The organism is Neisseria sp., assembly GCF_030523955.1.
In the GTDB taxonomy this organism is placed as follows: Bacteria; Pseudomonadota; Gammaproteobacteria; order Burkholderiales; family Neisseriaceae; genus Neisseria.
In genome coordinates, this window is record NZ_JAUNHL010000056.1 from 1 (window position 1) to 18,098 (window position 18,098).

General features: G+C 50.4%; 14 protein-coding genes. 2 read left to right on the top strand and 12 right to left on the bottom strand.

The window, feature by feature from the left end; all coding sequences use genetic code 11:
* Window positions 1-355: 355 nt before the first annotated feature.
* The 9 genes from Q4C79_RS10720 to grpE form a co-directional block, all read right to left on the bottom strand.
* Window positions 356-1,690, bottom strand: a complete 1,335-nt coding sequence (locus Q4C79_RS10720; protein ID WP_303091012.1) for a dicarboxylate/amino acid:cation symporter — start codon at window positions 1,688-1,690, stop codon at window positions 356-358.
* Window positions 1,691-2,452: 762 nt separating this feature from the next.
* On the bottom strand, window positions 2,453-3,667 hold the full coding sequence (locus Q4C79_RS10725) for a pyridoxal phosphate-dependent aminotransferase (RefSeq protein WP_303091013.1): 1,215 nt from the start codon (window positions 3,665-3,667) through the stop codon (window positions 2,453-2,455).
* Window positions 3,668-3,738: 71 nt separating this feature from the next.
* Window positions 3,739-4,659 carry a formate dehydrogenase accessory protein FdhE gene (locus Q4C79_RS10730; RefSeq protein ID WP_303091014.1) on the bottom strand — a complete coding sequence of 307 codons (921 nt, stop codon included), beginning with the start codon at window positions 4,657-4,659 and terminating at the stop codon, window positions 3,739-3,741.
* Window positions 4,646-5,467, bottom strand: a complete 822-nt coding sequence (gene fdhD / locus Q4C79_RS10735) for a formate dehydrogenase accessory sulfurtransferase FdhD (RefSeq protein ID WP_303091015.1) — start codon at window positions 5,465-5,467, stop codon at window positions 4,646-4,648. Before fdhD ends, Q4C79_RS10730 begins: the two co-directional genes overlap by 14 nt.
* A 212-nt stretch (window positions 5,468-5,679) precedes the next feature.
* The gene (locus Q4C79_RS10740) at window positions 5,680-6,339 is read right to left on the bottom strand and encodes a formate dehydrogenase subunit gamma (RefSeq protein ID WP_303091016.1); all 660 of its coding nucleotides are present in this window, start codon (window positions 6,337-6,339) and stop codon (window positions 5,680-5,682) included.
* Complete coding sequence (fdxH, locus tag Q4C79_RS10745) at window positions 6,339-7,253, bottom strand: formate dehydrogenase subunit beta (RefSeq protein WP_303091017.1); 915 nt, start codon at window positions 7,251-7,253, stop codon at window positions 6,339-6,341. The genes Q4C79_RS10740 and fdxH overlap by 1 nt, the downstream gene beginning before the upstream one ends.
* Before the next feature lie 11 nt (window positions 7,254-7,264).
* A complete protein-coding gene (fdnG, locus tag Q4C79_RS10750; protein ID WP_303091018.1) occupies window positions 7,265-10,381 on the bottom strand; it encodes a formate dehydrogenase-N subunit alpha in 3,117 nt (1,038 codons plus the stop codon).
* Between the two features lie 629 nt (window positions 10,382-11,010).
* Window positions 11,011-12,951: a molecular chaperone DnaK gene (gene dnaK, locus Q4C79_RS10755; RefSeq protein WP_303091019.1), complete on the bottom strand. Its 1,941-nt coding sequence runs from the start codon at window positions 12,949-12,951 to the stop codon at window positions 11,011-11,013.
* Window positions 12,952-13,157: 206 nt separating this feature from the next.
* Window positions 13,158-13,700, bottom strand: a complete 543-nt coding sequence (grpE, locus tag Q4C79_RS10760; protein WP_303091020.1) for a nucleotide exchange factor GrpE — start codon at window positions 13,698-13,700, stop codon at window positions 13,158-13,160.
* A 423-nt stretch (window positions 13,701-14,123) separates the two neighbouring features.
* Here grpE and Q4C79_RS10765 point away from each other — a divergent pair, with 423 nt between their 5' ends.
* The gene (locus Q4C79_RS10765; protein WP_303091021.1) at window positions 14,124-15,131 is read left to right on the top strand and encodes an SHOCT domain-containing protein; all 1,008 of its coding nucleotides are present in this window, start codon (window positions 14,124-14,126) and stop codon (window positions 15,129-15,131) included.
* Window positions 15,132-15,279: 148 nt separating this feature from the next.
* On the opposite strand, the gene Q4C79_RS10770 is transcribed toward Q4C79_RS10765, so the two are convergent.
* The 3 genes from Q4C79_RS10770 to Q4C79_RS10780 are packed head-to-tail and all read right to left on the bottom strand — an operon-like array spanning window position 15,280 to window position 16,926.
* The gene (locus Q4C79_RS10770) at window positions 15,280-15,690 is read right to left on the bottom strand and encodes a nuclear transport factor 2 family protein (protein WP_303091022.1); all 411 of its coding nucleotides are present in this window, start codon (window positions 15,688-15,690) and stop codon (window positions 15,280-15,282) included.
* A 19-nt stretch (window positions 15,691-15,709) separates the two neighbouring features.
* A complete protein-coding gene (locus tag Q4C79_RS10775; RefSeq protein ID WP_303091023.1) occupies window positions 15,710-16,699 on the bottom strand; it encodes a zinc-binding alcohol dehydrogenase family protein in 990 nt (329 codons plus the stop codon).
* A complete protein-coding gene (locus tag Q4C79_RS10780) occupies window positions 16,696-16,926 on the bottom strand; it encodes a DUF2798 domain-containing protein (protein WP_085365696.1) in 231 nt (76 codons plus the stop codon). Before Q4C79_RS10780 ends, Q4C79_RS10775 begins: the two co-directional genes overlap by 4 nt.
* A gap of 225 nt (window positions 16,927-17,151) precedes the next feature.
* Here Q4C79_RS10780 and Q4C79_RS10785 point away from each other — a divergent pair, with 225 nt between their 5' ends.
* Window positions 17,152-18,012: a LysR family transcriptional regulator gene (locus Q4C79_RS10785; protein WP_303091024.1), complete on the top strand. Its 861-nt coding sequence runs from the start codon at window positions 17,152-17,154 to the stop codon at window positions 18,010-18,012.
* Window positions 18,013-18,098 lie beyond the last annotated feature (86 nt).

Sequence of the window (18,098 nt, forward strand, 5' to 3'; positions counted from 1 at the left end):
TGGGAGATTTTATGACTGCATTGCTACGGAGTTCTTATTTTAATTGACTATATATAGCGAATTTCATTACTTCGATGCAAGGCAGCAAGCCGCAGACAATACAAGTAGTAAGACAAGATGCAGCAACGCCGTAATGAAAGTTATAGTCGATTCAAATAAAATGTCCGGTAGAGCGCGGACGTTTTCGTCCGCTTTTTATGTATGATTCTGGATATTTTGCGGACGGGGACGTCCGCGCTCCAATCTCGGAGTTTTATTTTAAATCCACTATAAATTAATGCGCTATAGCGGTTTGAATTGAATCCATTACAAAAAACCACCCGATTGTACGGGTGGCTTTTTATTGGTTTAGTCTTTAATGTTCTGCGCTTATATCATTCGAAATTTTGCCATCCAAAGCAGCACATAACTGCTCTTTATCCAAAGCATTCTCCCAACGTGCCACCACAATGGTAGCACAAGCATTACCTGCCAAATTGGTCAACGCACGGCATTCCGACATGAACCGGTCGATACCCAAGATTAGCGCCATGCCTTCCACCGGCACAGTAGGAATCACAGACAAGGTGGCTGCCAATGTGATAAAACCCGCCCCGGTAACACCGGCCGCGCCTTTAGAACTCAACATAGCCACCAACAACAATGTAATTTGATCCGACAAGCTAAGCTCGATATTCATCGACTGGGCAATAAACAGCGCCGCCATAGTCATATAGATATTGGTACCATCCAGATTGAAGGAATATCCGGTCGGCACAACCAAGCCCACTACTGATTTTTCACAACCCGCACGGTGCATTTTCTGCATCAGTGTCGGCAAAGCGGCTTCCGAAGAAGAGGTTCCCAATACCAGCCACATTTCTTCTTTAATATAGCGGATCATTTTCAGAATCGAGAAACCGTTATAGCGCGCCACTATGCCTAAAATAACAACTACAAACAATATCGACGTAAGATAGAAAGTCGCCACCAGCATAAACAGATTACTGATCGAACTGATGCCATACCGGCCAATGGTAAACGCCATCGCGCCAAACGCACCGATCGGCGCAACTTTCATCAAAATGGCAACCATTTTGAAAATCGGCGCGGACAGTTCCTGAAACAAATTCACAATAGGACGAGCCTTATCCCCTACTGAAGCCAATGAAACACCAAACAGCACGGATACAAACAACACTTGCAGAATATTACCTTCCGTCAGCGGGCTGACGATGGTAGTTGGGATAATATTCATTAGAAAATCGGTAATAGATGATTCCTTGGCTTTACCGGCATAATCGGCAACCTTGGTCAAATCCTTACTGTTGAGCGTGGCAGGATCAATATTCAAGCCCGCTCCGGGTTGAATCACATTAGCCACGACCATGCCGACAATCAGTGCCAGTGTAGAAAACGTCAGGAAGTAAATAAATGCCTTACTGGCCACCCTTCCCATGGTTTTCATGTTATTCATACCGGCGATACCGGTTACAACCGTAATAAAAATAACCGGGGCAATGATCATTTTCACAAGTTTAATGAAAGCATCGCCCAAAGGCTTCATGCTCGTACCCAATTCAGGCATGAAATGCCCAAGCAGGATACCCACTACAATGGCGAAAATTACCTGCACATATAAAATTTCATAGAACTTCTGTTTACGAAGCGGTTTCGAGTCGTTCAACTCGGTAGGATCAATATTCAACATATTTAACGCCTTTATAATTTACCCGATTTTTTACATAAAATATGCAAAAGACCGTGAAATGTACAAGCGTCGTTAATTTAACGCAATCAAATTTATGCATATTTCCAATAATTTATAATATATGCTTGATTATTAAGTTTAAATATTTTGATTATATGCTAATAATTATTTACCCCAACAAAATCTACATTAATAAGCTCCTAGCAATAAACAATAAAATTTACTTTTAAATAGCTTCGTTTATTTCAATAAAATTTAGTTTTTCTACTCATGATGATGACCGTCATTAAGTAACCATGTATTCTTTCAGACAGGCACTGTTGCCACAGTGTCTAAAGGTATACAAAACCGTGATTTTATGTTGGCTCTCAAAACATACCTCGCTCTATATACGCCGTTTTTCCAGAAAATGCACGCCCGTTCAACACCGAAGAATCCGAATGGTTCAATCATCACGCCAATGTTCGTAAGAAAATAACCGCATACCGAAGCTATAGCGGATTTAATTACTTCGATACAAGACAGCAAGTCGCAGACAGTACACACGTACGGAACCGATTCTGTTGCCGCTTTAGCGGCTTACAAGATCGTTCTCTTTGAGCTTTGGCGCAGCAGAGCCTTCGCGAAAGTTAAGTTAATTCGCGATACTGCCAAAACGTGGCTGCTTAAGTACACTCAAGCAGCGTAATGCCAAAAAAAAATCAGCCCAATGCTCGTACTATCAGGCTGATTGTTGTTTAGTCTGTTCGAAATACTTAGCATTTATTGTCGGTAATCCTGCAAGAACCGCGCCAGCTTGTTCATGGCTTCTTCAATCTGATGTACGTGAGGCAAAGTCACAATACGGAAATGATCCGGGCGTATCCAATTAAAACCGGTGCCTTGTACCAGCAACACTTTCTCTTGCAACAACAAATCCAATACGAATCGCATATCATCTCGAATTCCGTAGCGCTCGGTATCGATTTTCGGAAATAGATACATCGCCCCTTTCGGCTTCACGCAAGTGATGCCCGGAATTTGGGTAAGCATTTCATAGGCTTTATTCCTCTGCTCCACTAAGCGTCCTCCGGGCAGAATCAACTCATTAATACTCTGATAACCTCCTAACGCAGTCTGAATGGCGTGCTGCATCGGCGTATTGGCACACAAGCGCATCGAGGCCAGCATATCCAAACCTTCGATATAACCTGCCGCCTGCTTTTTCGGCCCGCTCAACACCATCCAGCCCATGCGGAAACCGGCCACACGGTAGGCTTTGGACAGGCCGTTGAAAGTAACGGTCAACACATCGGGCGCCAATGCGGCCATATGGTGATGTACGGCACCGTCGTACAGGATTTTGTCGTAAATCTCGTCAGCAAAAATCATCAGGTTATGTCGCCGCGCGATTTCGGCAATCTCTAACAGTAATTCTTTGCTATACACTGCTCCAGTGGGATTATTCGGATTGATGATTACGATGGCTTTGGTTTTCGGGCTGATTTTGGCGCGAATATCATCTAAATCGGGAAACCAGTCCGCTTCTTCGTCACACAAATAATGGCGTACCGTACCGCCCGCCAGCGTCGCGGCCGCCGTCCACAAAGGGTAATCGGGAGCAGGGATGAGGATTTCGTCGCCGTCATTGAGCAGTGCCTGCATAGACATGGTAATCAGCTCGGACACGCCGTTGCCGATGTAGACGTCGTTTACGCCCACATCCATCACATTTTTGGTCTGGTAATAATGCACGACTGCCTTGCGCGCAGAATACAGCCCTTTGGAATCGCAATAGCCCTGAGCCGTCGGCAGATTACGGATCACGTCTACCAACACCTCATCCGGCGCTTCAAAACCAAACGGTGCGGGATTTCCGATATTCAGCTTGAGGATTTTATGCCCTTCCTCTTCCAAGCGGATGGCTTCGCGGTGCACCGGACCGCGGATATCGTAGCAAACATGATCAAGCTTTGAGGATTTGGGAAAACGTTCCATTTTTCTGTTTCTGCATGAAAGGATTTAAAGAATAGCAATTTACCCGCTTTTTACATTTATTTGAAGTGCTTCTATTCTATTGGTAAGAACGGGTTGTGGCCGCCGCGCAAATAACCTGCTTCGCCCACCAGAATGTCCAATGCCAAACTTGCCAAATCGTCCGCCACCGGTTCCGCATACTGCTGGTATTGCAACATAAACATTTTGCGATAATGGCCGCAACGCTCGCAACTTTCCGCCCGTGCGCCGCGCAAAGCGCCGTTGGTCGCATTTTGGATTTCTTGCAGCGCTATACCGGATTGGTCTTTGCAAAAAGTACACTGGGCGCGCAGCGCATTCCACCGGCTGTTGCATACGGCGCAATGCAGGTAACGCAAGTTGTTCCAATCTCCATTGGCCAATACTACGCTCGCCACCGCTTCGCCGCCGCAACACGGGCAAACCTCGCGCTCGGTAACCGGCAGGACTTGTTTGTCGTCCAATTGCTGCGCCCAAACGGTCCAGACGACTTGTAAGGCGGCGTGTATCCAGATAAACAGCGGCGCATCTTCTTGCGCATATTCGCCTTGCAACACCTGGGCGGCCAATGCTTCGGCTTCTTGCTGCGGTAAGTCTGCCGCGCGCTGAATGCCTGTCTGAAAATATTGCCCCTCTTGTGCCGCTGCCATTTGGCTGACAATCCGGCGCAATGCCGGATAAAATTCCAACGGAATCCGGCTGCCGTCCGCCGCCGGCAAAACCGTATGCCCTTGCTTGAGCGGAGGAAGCTCTTCCGGCAAGGCATCCGCGGCGTATTGCTGGGCACGGCTCAAGGCAGCCAGCAAACGCAGATACTGGCTCCAATCGCCATTTTCTTCCGCCGCCAATTCATCAAAACGAACCGCACGCTGGGCAAATATCTGCTTAACGGGTGCTAAAAAAAACGGTTTGTAAAATAAGCCTTTTTCAATAGCAATCTGCTCGGCTTGTTTAATCGGACTAGATGTTTGCATAAGATGATGACTTCATATTTAAAAATTCAGCGTGTGTATAAACGGTCTGGCGGCCTGCCCGGGCAAAACCGATCAAGGTTAGATTGGCCGCATCAGCCAGACGGATTGCCATAGCGGTCGGCGCGGATACGGCTACCAAACAACCGATACCAAGTTTAGCGGCTTTCGCTACCATTTCATAGCTGGCCCGGCTGGAGACCAACACCCAGCCCTGTGCGCGATCAATATTGTTTTTTGCCAGATGTCCCAATAATTTATCCAGCGCATTATGGCGGCCAATGTCTTCGAAAGTCTGCCGGATCTCCCCTTCCTCCACCCAAGCGGCGGCATGTAAAGCTCCGGTTTGCTTGCGCAAAGGTTGGAAATCGTCGAATTGTTGCAACACACGGTCAATCTGATCGGCATCGGTTTTGCCCGTCCGGCGCACAGGCGCAATATCCGGCATCGCGGCCGCCAAACTGTCGATGCCGCACAACCCGCAACCCGTACGCCCGCTCATATTACGGCGGCGCTCTTTTAACGTAGCAAAACGGGCGGCTGCAATCTCCATATGAACTTCGACCCCCTTTGCGCCGGTTCTGACTTCTACATCATAGAGCTCCCCGGCTTTCGCCAAAATGCCTTCGCTCAGGCTGAAGCCCAATGCCAACTCGGCCAGATTTTGCGGAGTCGCCATCAACACCACATGAGAAATGCCGTTATAAACCAGAGCCACCGGCATTTCTTCGGCAATCATATCCTCGGTTTCTTTCAGACAGGCATTCGATAGCCGGTATACGGTCATATAATAAAGTGCACTGTTATCCATATTTTTGGCCTGCATTCATGATTACTGCCTCCATAAATAAACGGCCTGACAATCAGGCCGTTTGCATCATTAGGGGCTGTTGGCAATTACCGGCATACGCGGATTTTTGAGGTAAAAACGCAGTAAGGTTAAACACCTTGCAAACATTTTAAATGTCGCAGACGGGGTATTTTGACCAAAAATACCGCCGTTGCGTACACATTATCGAAAGACTAGGCTTCCGGCGGCTGCTTATCACCGATTTTTGCTTCGGACTGCGCCTTAGCCATGACTTCGCGGTACCAGCGCGGATGATGTTTTTTCGCCCAAGTTTGGGTAACGACACCCTCCACCATCGCTCGGATGGTGCCGCGCACCCAAATCGCCGCATAGACGTGCACGATAATACCGGCAATCAATACCAGCGCCGCCCAAGCATGGAACAGCAAAGCCAAGCGTATCGCGGGAATCGGAAAATATTCGGAAAAATAAGCGCGCCAAGCGATCAGGCCAGTCGGCAGCAACACCAGCATACAGGCTGTCATCAGCCAGAACATGCCTTTTTGACCGCCGTTATATTTGCCGGTGTCACCCACTTCGTGTCCGTTCAGCACTTGCGGCACCGACTTCATCCATTTCACGTCTTCTTTATCGATGAAATTGTACCGCCAATAACGGAAAAACTGCACCATAAAGCCGACAAACATAATCAGGCCGACAAAAGGATGAATGATCCGCGCCAGTTGCGGCGTACCAAATACACCGGTCAACCAGAAAAAGGCGGGGTAGAAAAACGCCAAACCGGAAATAGCCAACAACACGAAGCAGATCGCCACTATCCAATGGTTGATGCGTTCGGCACGCGTATATCTCTGAATCAAACGCTCTTTCATTATGCATCCTCCTCACGCTTCAAAATATCCCCTTCTTTGCCGATAACTTCCGCTTCCTCTTCCTCGGCCTTATTGGGACCTACCGTTATATAGTGGAAGAACCCTGCCAGCGTAGCGGCGGCAATACCAAATGTAGCCAGCGGTTTGAGCAATCCCTTCCATAGTTTTACGGTCGGGCTAATGGCCGGATTATTCGGCAATCCGTGGTATAACTCAGGCTTATCCGCATGTTGCAGCACATACATCACATGCGTGCCGCCGACACCTTCCGGATCGTACAAACCTGCATTTTTAAAGCCGCGGTTATTCAAATCTTTAATACGGTCCTGCGCCACCTGTTTCATGTCTTCCTTGGTACCGAATTGAATGGCACCTGTAGGACAGGTTTTAACGCATGCCGGCTCTTGGCCTACGGCCACCCGGTCGGAACACAGCGTACATTTATAAGCCTTATGATCTTTCTTATCGATACGCGGAATATTAAATGGACAACCTGAAATGCAATAACCGCATCCGATGCAATTTTCTTCATGAAAATCCACAATGCCGTTGTGATACTGAATAATCGCACCCGGCGACGGGCAGGCTTTTAAGCAGCCGGGATCGGCGCAGTGCATGCAGCCGTCTTTACGGATCAGCCATTCCAGTTTGCCGTTTTCCTCCACCTCCGCAAAGCGCATGACCGTCCAACTTTTGGAAGTCAAATCTATCGGATTGTCGTACACGCCGTGATTGATACCGATCTCATCGCGGATATCATTCCACTCCGAACAGGCGACTTGGCAGGCCTTGCAACCGATACAAGTCGTTACGTCTATCAGCTTGGCCACTTCTGCCGGATGGCGCACACCGGGGGGCGGCGTGATGCCAGCCGTGGCGGAACGGCGTTTGATGTCTAATGATTGTAATGCCATGATACCGCTCCTTACGCTTTCTCAATATTAACCAAGAAGGTTTTGTATTCCGGTGTTTGTGTATTGCAGTCACCCACAAACGGAGTGAGGGAATTCACCATAAACTGCTTTTGCCCGGATACATTTACCCAGCCGCCATGTAGCGGAATGCCTACCTGATAAACGGTTTTACCGTTAATGGTAAGCGGCTTCATGCGCTTGGTTACCACTGCGCGTACTTTAATCCATGCGCGTTTAGAGCTGATCTTGACCCAATCGCCTTTCTGAATGCCTTTTTCTTTAGCCAATTCTTCACTGATTTCACAGAACTGCTCGGGCTGGGCAATCATCAAAAGCTTGACCGACTTGGTCCAAAACTGAAAATGCTCGGTCAAACGATAAGTCGTACCGACGTAAGGGAATTCTTCGTGCGTACCAATCCGGTCTTTGACACTGTCAAACAAACGCATGGCAGGCGATTGGACTACCTTCGGATGCAAGGGATTGGTTCCGATCGGCGATTCTAACGGCTCATAGTGCTCGGGGAACGGGCCGTCAACCAGCTTACGTGCCGCATACAGGCGCCCTACGCCCTCTTCGTTCATAATGAAAGGATTCATGCCCGAATCCGGGGCTGCATCCGCCTTGAAATCCGGTACGTCAGGGCCCGTCCATTTCTCACCGTTCCACTTAATTAAGATACGGTTAGGATCCCACGGTTGTCCATCGGGTGAGCAGGAGGCACGGTTATAAAGAATCCGCCGGTTGGCAGGCCACGCCCACGACCATCTCGGCGTAACGCCCAAACCGGTATCGGTGTTATCACGGCGATCCATTTGGTTGCCCTGCTGCGTCCATGAACCAGAGAAAATCCAAGTGGCGCACTCGGTCGTACCGTCGTCGCGCAATTGGGCAAAACCGTCAAGCAGCTCGCCTTTTTTGCGGATAACATTTCCGTCTTTGTCTTTGATGTCTGCCAAGGCATAACCGTTGGACTCTTTGGCCATTTCTTCGGGCGTGGGCGCGTGCGGTTTGGCGTATTTCCAAGAAAGTTTGGTAATCGGCTCGGGCGCAGTGCCGCCTTCTTTTTCATACATCTCTTTAAGCAGCAAGTGCAACTCGCCCAAAATGTCCAAGTCCGGCAGCGCTTCACCAGGAGGTTCCGCACCCGGATGGTGCCATTGCAGCCACCGGGAAGAATTCACTATCGATCCTGCTTCTTCTGCAAAGCAAGGCGTGGGCAAACGGAACACTTCGGTTTGGATTTTTGCCGGATCCACATCGTGCGCATCTCCGTGATTCTCCCAAAAAGTTGCTGTTTCTGTATTGAGCGGATCCATCACCACCATAAACTTCAACTTCGAGAAGGCTTCGGTAACACGGTGGGCATCCGGGAACGAACCTTGTGCATTAAAACCCTGCACCAGCAAACCGTTAACCTTACCTTGATACATTAATTCGACCATTTGCAAAATGTCGTACATCTTATCCCACTTGGGCAACCAGTCGTAACCCCAGTTATTTTCTTTGGTTGCATTCTCTCCGTACATCCATTTCAGAAAGCTCACAAAGAAGGCGGGCGTATTCTGCCAATAGTTCATCTGGTTAGGTTGAAGGGCTTTCGGCGTATTTTTTTCAATGTAATCTTGGAAAGTCTGGTGTCTGTCTTCATTCGGCAAGGGCAGGTAGCCCGGCAAGGCCGTAGACAACAAACCCAAATCAGACAGGCCTTGGATGTTAGAGTGTCCGCGCAAAGCGTTTACACCGCCGCCGGCCATACCGATATTACCCAACAAAAGCTGGATAACGGCCATTGTGCGGATAATCTGGCTGCCGGTGGTGTGCTGCGTCCAACCCAATGCATAAAGAATGGTACCCACCTTATTGGGCGCGGCCGTTTCTCCCCATGCTTTGGCTACAGTAAGGAAATCTTCTTTAGAGGTGCCGCAAATGGAAGTCATCATATCCAGCGTATAACGTGAATAATGCTTTTTCATCATTTGGAAGACACAACGCGGATCTTGCAAAGTCGGATCGGTTTTCGCATAACCGTTGGCATCTTGCTCGTAGAACCAGGTTTCGTTGTCATAAAACGCCGCATTTGCCTGACGGCTGTTGACTTCCGGCTGCTGCTCCCCTTTACCGGCAGGAGCGGGTTGTTCGCCGCTGTGGTGTCCCGAGAAAAGGCCTTCGTTAAAATCAAACCCTTCGGATACGATGAAGCTGGCATTGGTGTAGGCTTTAACATATTCCCATTGGATTTTATCGTTCTCAATCAGCCAATTGATCAATGCACCTAAAAATGCAATATCGCTGCCGGAACGAATGGGGGCGTAGAAATCCGCTACCGCCGCGGTGCGGTTAAAACGCGGATCGACTACAAATAATTTGATACCCTTCTTTTTCTTGGCTTCGATTACCCACTTGAAACCAACCGGATGGGCTTCGGCTGCATTACCGCCCATTACCATTACAAAATCGGTATTCTGGATATCGACAAAAGTATTGGTCATCGCACCGCGGCCGAACGTTGACGCCAATGCGGATACAGTGGGGCCGTGACAAACCCGAGCCTGCGCATCCGTGGCAACGATGCCCAGCGAGCGCATCCATTTTTGCGTGAGAATGCCGGTTTCGTTGGAAGAAGCGGAGGCCGTCAGCATACCCAATGTGGGCAGGCGGTGTACGGGTGTGCCGTTTTCGTTTTGTACAATCAAATTAGCATCACGATCAGTTTTGATATGTCTGGCGATACGAGTTAAGGCTTCATGCCAAGAAATTCGTTTCCACTCATTGCTACCCGGTTCACGTACTTCTGGATAAAGCACACGATTGGGGCTGTTCACGAAATCAACCAGAGACGCGCCCTTGGGGCAGAGAGAGCCCCGGCTGACAGGATGATCAGGATCACCCTCAATATGAAAAATTTTCTTTTTGGCGTTTTTAGCACCATCACCTAAGCTGTAAAGCAAGGTACCGCAACCAACCGAGCAATAAGTGCAGTTGTTTCGTGCTTCGCTGGCGCGTGCCAACTTATATTGCCGCACTTCTGCAAAAGCTTTGCCCGGCAGCATGCCCATCGCAGCCAAGCCGGACGCACCGGCTCCTGCCGCCGTCACTTTAAAAAATTGGCGCCTCGTGATATTCATGTTTGTGCTCCTGCTTTTTATTTTTATTTAATTTACCCGCTGACTCTTTTCAGACAGGCCATCAATATAACATCCAAAACTCATGCAAATAACATATAGATTCCGGATAAAATCGAATACTTAAACTACATTATGCTACTTTAAATCGAAAATGACTACTTTTAAAGTATTCCTTAAGAGCAAAACCGGGAAACTTATTTTTGTGTCAAAGCAGCAGAATGCAGACTGAGCCAAACAGTACAAATCAATTCAATCGATTATCCGCTTTCATTAACTTACTCCTGATGGTGGAATGCCTGTCTGAAAAACTTTTAAGCTTTCAGACAGGCATTCCATGAGAGGCCACTTATTTAATAACAGTTTGTCATCAGAAAATTTTAAGATACTCGGATCAAATCCGAATATATAGCGGATTCGATTACTTCGATACAAGACAGCAAACCGCAGACAGTACAGGTGGTACGGAACCTATTCTGTTGCCGCTTTAGCGGCTTACAAAATCGCTCTCTTTGAGCTAAGGCCCAGCAGAGTCTTCGCGAAAGTTAATTTAATCCGCTATGAAGTTATTATCCAACCGAATAAAAAAAAGCCGATCTCCAACGATCGGCTTTTTATCAAGACAACATCAATTATTTTTTATCGTCTTTCACTTCTTCAAAGTCTGCATCGACCACATCGTCGTCTTTCGCAGCAGTGCTCTCGCTTTGTGCGCCGGCATCTGCGTCACCACTGTTACCGGCTTCTGCCTGCGCTTGGGCATACACGATTTCGCCCAGTTTTTGGCTGGCGCTGCCCAATGCTTCGGCTTTGGCATCGATATCGGCTTTGTCTTCGCCTTTAACAGCCTCTTCGGCGGCTTTTACGGCGTCTTCGATTTTGGCTTTCTCATCGGCAGACAGTTTGTCGCCGTGCTCTTCCAAAGATTTCTTCACAGAGTGAATCAAGGCTTCAGCTTGGTTGCGGCTTTGTACCAGTTCGTGCAGTTTGCGATCTTCCTCGGCATTGGCCTCCGCATCTTTCACCATGCGTTCAATTTCCTCTTCGCTCAAACCGGAAGAACCTTGGATGGTGATGTTAGCGGCTTTGCCGGTGCCTTTGTCTTTGGCAGACACATGCAGGATACCGTTGGCATCGATATCGAAGGTTACTTCGATTTGCGGCATACCGCGCGGTGCGGGTGCGATATCGCCCAGGTTGAACTGACCCAACGATTTGTTGGCGGAAGCACGCTCGCGCTCACCTTGCAGCACATGAATAGTTACCGCGCTTTGGTTGTCTTCGGCAGTCGAGAAGGTTTGCGAAGCTTTGGTCGGGATGGTGGTGTTTTTGTTGATGAGTTTGGTCATCACACCGCCCATGGTTTCGATACCGAGCGACAGCGGGGTTACGTCGAGCAGCAATACGTCGCTGCGGCCGCCGCCCAATACTTCGCCCTGAATCGCTGCGCCCAAAGCTACAGCTTCGTCCGGGTTCACGTCTTTACGCGGTTCTTTGCCGAAATAGTCTTTAACCGCCTCCTGTACTTTCGGCATGCGGCTCTGACCGCCCACCAAAATGATGTCGTCGATTTCGCCGATACTCAGGCCGGCATCTTTCACGGCCACTTTACACGGCTCGATGGTACGGGCGATCAAATCTTCTACCAAGCTTTCGAATTTGGCACGGGTGATTTTCATCGCCAAGTGTTTCGGACCAGTGGCATCCATGGTGATGTACGGCAGGTTGATTTCGGTTTGCTGGCCGCTGGAAAGTTCGATTTTGGCTTTTTCAGCCGCTTCTTTCAGGCGTTGCAGCGCCATCACGTCGTTTTTCAGATCAATGCCTTGTTCTTTTTTGAACTCGGCAATGATGTAATCGATCAAGCGTTGGTCGAAATCCTCGCCGCCCAAGAAAGTATCGCCGTTGGTGGCCAATACTTCGAATTGTTTTTCGCCGTCGATATCGGCGATTTCGATGATGGAAATATCGAAGGTACCGCCGCCCAAGTCGTATACAGCTACTTTGCGATCGCCTTTATTGCCTTTGTCCATACCGAAAGCCAAAGCGGCTGCGGTCGGCTCGTTGATGATGCGTTTTACTTCCAAACCGGCGATACGGCCGGCATCTTTGGTGGCTTGGCGCTGGCTGTCGTTGAAGTAGGCCGGTACGGTAATCACCGCCTCGGTTACTTTCTCACCCAGATAAGCTTCGGCAGCCTCTTTCATCTTACGCAAAACTTCGGCGGAAACTTGCGGCGGAGACAATTCTTTGCCTTGCGCAGACACCCAAGCGTCGCCGTTTTTGGCTTTAATGATTTCAAACGGCATCAAATCGATGTCTTTTTGAACTTCTTTGTCTTCGAATTTGTGACCGATCAGGCGTTTTACGGCATAGATGGTGTTTTTCGCGTTGGTTACCGCTTGGCGTTTGGCCGGTGCACCGACCAATACTTCGTTGCCATCCAAGTAGGCAATCACGGAAGGGGTGGTGCGCGCGCCTTCGGCGTTTTCAATTACGCGGGTTTGGCCGCCTTCGGAAATGGCGACGCAAGAGTTGGTTGTACCTAAGTCGATACCGATTACTTTTGCCATTGTTTTCTAACTCCTTAATAAAATAAATTCAGAATATTTTTTCAGACAGGCATTCTGTCTTAGCTTGCTTGCAAAATAGGGAATCTTTTTTGAATTTCAAGTGCCGGATTTCAATTTTTCACGCAACACTTTAATTCTTAAAATCAAAATCTTATATAAATTAATTTTAAAGCCGCCTGCTTATTTTTCAGACAGGCCTACCGGAATTATTCAGCCGCTTTGGCTACCACCACCATCGCCGGGCGCAATACGCGGTCGTTCAATTCGTAACCTTTTTTCAGCACTTTCAAAACAGTATTGGGTTCCTGTTCGCTCACCTCGGCCTGCATCGCCTGATGACGGTTCGGGTCGAGCTTTTCGCTCACCTGCGGGTTGATTTCTTTGATATGGGTGTGTTCGAATGCCTTGTTCAATTCGTTAAGCGTCATTTGTACGCCCATTTTCAAAGCCTCGAAGTTACCGCTCTGATCCAAGAGCGCCATTTCCAGATAATCTTTCACCGGCAGCATTTCGGCGGCAAATTTCTGGCCGGCAAATTTATGGGTGGCCAGCACTTCTTCCTGATGGCGCCGGCGCAGATTTTGCTCGTTGGCCAAGGTGCGCAGTTGCTCTTCTTTCAGCTGCTCTTCCAACTCGGCCACACGTGCCTGCAACTCTTCGTATGTTAATGGCTCGTTATTTTCTACTTCTTGCTCTTGCACTTCGGCATTCGCCTGCTCTTCTTCAATCGGATGGTTTTGTTCGCTCATTGGTTTTACCTTTGAAGTAAATGGGTTAGTTCATTACGGGAAAATTCTCCCTTCGTTTCTGAACGATATATAGGGTGTGCAGCAATAGTTTCAAGGCTTGCGGCTTATTTTTTCCCTAGCCGCCCGCCTATTCTTTTCAGACAGGCATTCTTCAATACCCGGCTTATTCTGCTTCTGTGCTTACGGTAAAAAAGCGTAACAGGTAAATGCCTCCTAGTTGGTAGAAACAAACTGTCTTTCAGGTTTCATTCTTTTTATTACCAATGGAAAACAATCAGTTGAATAACTCGTTTGAAAAAAGCATATTTTCTCGACAACACTACTGCCGCCGCCAAACGTGTAAGCAAAGTTTAATCTGATTGTCAGCCCTCTTGCCGCCGCCTATAATCTTCGACATTACCTTTTCTTAACAAAGGCATATACATGAGAGAACCTTCTGTAAGCGAGGAATTGTTCCGTTTGGTCGAATTGCGCAACCAAGGCGTATTGACTGACGAAGAATTTCAGATTGAAAAAGCTAAAGTATTAGGCAAATCCATTCACCCGCCCGAGCAGACCACCTCCAATACTTCCGAGCCGCCACGCCGCGAAAGCCCGGCTCATTCCGCTTCACGAATACCATCCCAAAAAACAAAAGACAAAAACATCTTCCGCCCCAATATTTTTATCGCCCTGATTATGCTGTTCTTGGGTGTTGCCGTTGCATTGGCCGTTATTTTCCTCAATCCGCACAAACAACGCGAAGAAGCGATGCAACAGCAATCTTCTTCTCCGCAAACAGCACTGCCGGCCTCTGCCGTACTGCCAACGGCAACCATCCCTGCAACTACCGATCATACCAATCAGCAACCTGCTGCCGCATCTTCACCCAATCCGGTTGCCGAAGCACAAGCCCAGCAAGCATTAGAGGCTGCCCAAGCTCGTTATGACCGGGCCGATAATGCCATCAATCAATTATGGCAAGGACTGGACGCTGAAGTACGCAACCAATTGAGAAACGATCAAAATGCGTTCAACCAATCCAAAGAAAACCGCTGCAATCAAATGGCAGCGGCAAGCGGCGGTAATGAAACTGTCCGCCAAACCATTAATCTCAATTGTCAGGCCGAAGCCAACGAAAACCGGGTAAGTACATTGCGTGATGCGGCGCATGCGGTTCAGCCTCAGTTATTGCAACGACGCTTGGAAGAAGCCAGAACCAATAATGCGGAAGCACTCAACGAGTTCGGCAATCTCAATGACCGCATGCCGCAAACAGTGAGAGAACAGCTGCAAGACGAGCTGCAAACTTGGTTGGCCACCACCCGAAGCCAATGTAACGTTGCACCCGCAGGCAACGGGGATGCTACTGAAACCGCCATTGCCGGCCTCAATTGTTTCACCAAGGCATTACAGGAAAAAAATGCCCAATTGCGGCAATATGTGATTTAAACATCCCGCTGCCCTACCCGAAAACAAAAGCTCCGACACAAATGTGCCGGAGCTTTTTACCTATTTAATGATGAAAATCTTTCAGACAGGCATAACTGTAGCGTTAAGCTTGTGCTGATGCCGGGCTATGCCGCACAGCAGCAGGGCCTTATCCGTTCACCGCCAGCGCCCATTCCAGCGCGGCGGTGTCTTCGTAAAAGTGGTACAGCGCCAGCTTGCCGGCCTCGTCAAACTTCATCACCAGCGCCCAGTCGCTGGCAAAGGGGCGGCCGGTGGCGCGGGCGGTGTGTTTCAGGCGGCCATACATCACCACGTGCTGGCCTTGGGCGATGGTGTCGTGGATTTCGAATTCGCCCGGCGTCAGCATGTCGGCAAATGTCTGAAAGAAAGTGGCGGCGCCTGCGTGGCCGCGATGGCGGCCGTAGGCGCGCACCTGGGCCGACGGCTCGGGCCGGGTGCTGATGAACACCACATCTTCGGCACAGGCGGCCAGGGCTTGGGGCAGTTTGCCGGCGAACACGTCGGCGAGAAATTGTTGGGCTTGGGCTTGGTAGGTCATAGTGGTTCTCTACGGTTAGTTAAAGGTTGGAAAGCGTGAGCTTGCCGATGGTCTGGCCACTTGCCAGCAGCGCCAATGCGTGCTGCACGTTCTGTGCGCACACTGGGCCAAGGCAGCGGGTTTGCGTGCTGCGCAAAAGCCCTTCGTCGAGCCAGCGGCTGATTTGGTTGAGGATGTGCCCTTGCATCGGCCTGTCTGAAGGCTGAAACAGCGGCTTGGTGAACATGTATTCCCAATGAAAGGACAGGCTTTTTTGCATCAGCGGGTTGAGGTCTGCCGCCGCGGCCAAGGGCACGATGCAGGCGATGTGGCCAAACGGCTGCATCAAGGGCGGCAGGGTTTTCAGATAGGCATCGGGGTGGTGGGCCAGCACGGCGTGACTGACGGCCTCGGGCAGTTGCGCGGCAAGCGGGCGGCTGTGGTCGATCACTCGGTGCGCGCCCAGTTGCAGGCACCAGTCGCGTGATTCAGGGCGCGAGGCGCTGGCGATGATTTCCACATCCGGCAAGCGTGCCGCCAGCTGGATCAGCTGCGACCCCACCCCGCCGGCACCGCCCAGCACCAGCAGCCTGCCACGCTCAAGGCAAAAGTGCTCGTGCAGCAGCTCCCACGCAGTCAGCGCCGTCAACGGCATCGCGGCGGCCTCTGCGGCGCTCAAGCGCGCAGGCTTGATGCCGACCAGATCGGCGTGCACGGCTTGGTATTGGGCAAAACATCCGGCGCGGGAGACATCGCCCGCGTAATACACCGCATCGCCCACGGCAATGTGCTGCACCGCTGCGCCGGTTTGCACCACCGTGCCGCAGGCATCAAAGCCCAGAATGGAAATGGCCGGGTTTTCCCGCGCACGCGCCAACAGACGCTGGTCGGCCGGGTTGATGGCGGCGGCGTCTACCCGCACCAGCACATCCTGCTCGCCCACCGCCGGCAGCGGCACTTGTGCATCTTTGAGGGCAAAGCCGTTGTCGCGGTCAATCACTACCGCGTGCATCGCAACGGACATTGTCATTCCCCCGTACTCCAGCCCACCAGCTTGACGACCAGCGGGCGCACGGCCAGCAAACTGGCAAAAGCCACCGGCCAGGTGATGAGGTAGGCACGCGCCAGCCGCGCCGGGTAGCCGGCGTCCACCCCCGTGTTGAGCGCCACCAGCACGCCGCTGACGATCAACACCATGATGGCCGAGGCGTAGAAGGCAAAGGCGATGCCGGCGTATTTTTTGGGGAGTTTTTTCATGGCTGCACCGTTTGCTGTACCGGCCAACCGTTATTGGCAAGCTTCGGCAACGTATTCATTGCCGCATGGCAAGCGGGCGACAAGCCGGTGCGGTGGGAAGACAAGGTTTTTTTCATCACATCATTCCTGTGTGTCGGTGGAATGGTCGCAGTATCAATTGTTTTAAAAACACATAAAACAAGATAAATTGTCAATCATTGATGATTTATGCACAAAGAGAAAGATATGGCAGCCGCTCTGGATTGGAACGACATTCAACATTTCGTGATTTTGGTGGAACAGGAAACATTGACTGCGGCAGCAGAAGCGTTGGATGTGCAGCACAGCACGGTGTCGCGCCGCGTGGCGCAGTTGGAAGCGGCGCTCGGGCTGCGCTTGTTCGACCGCATCGGCAAACGCTATCTGCTTACCGAAGACGGTGAGCGCCTGTATGCCCACGCGCGCGAGTTGGCCAAGGATGTGAAGGTGTTACAACATCTGGCGTGTGAACAGCGGCAAGCAGTGGCAGAAGTGGCGATCACGGCACCGCCGGTGGTATTGCAGGCCTTGTTGCTGCCGCATTTGCCGCTGCTTTATGCCCGGGTGCCCAGGGTGCGTTTGCTGCTGCAAAGCAGTGCCGAAGTGCGCAATCTGCACCAGCGCCAAGCCGATATCGCCTTGCGCCTGTTGCGCCCGCAAGCGCCGGATTTGGTGGTGCGCCGCTTGCGCAGCCTGCGTTTTGGTTTTTATGCCGACAGCGGCTATCTGCGCCGCAGCGCGCGTGCTGATTGGCAATTTTTAACCCTGTCCACGCAAAACCCGTTAAGCCGCTGGGCGCAAGAAATGATTGGCAGCGGCACAGTGGCGCTGGCCTGCAACGATTTCGCACTGATCAAACAAGGCGTATGCGCCGGGCTTGGCGTCGGCTTTCTGCCTGCCGACAGCGTGCAAGCGGCCGACGGCTTGCAGCCGGTGGCATTGCAGGGCACAGCACCACAGGTGCACGAAGAAACCCTGCATCTGGTGATGCATGAAGACGTGCGCCGCTCGCCAGCCGTGCGCGCAGTGGCGGATTTTCTGGTGGAGGTGTTGGCGCAAGAAGCATAGCTTGGCTTGAGAACCCAAGATGATTTTTTGGCTTGAATTGTCAAACCAAGCGCAACGTTTTTCGAAACAGCACCTCATAAGCACAT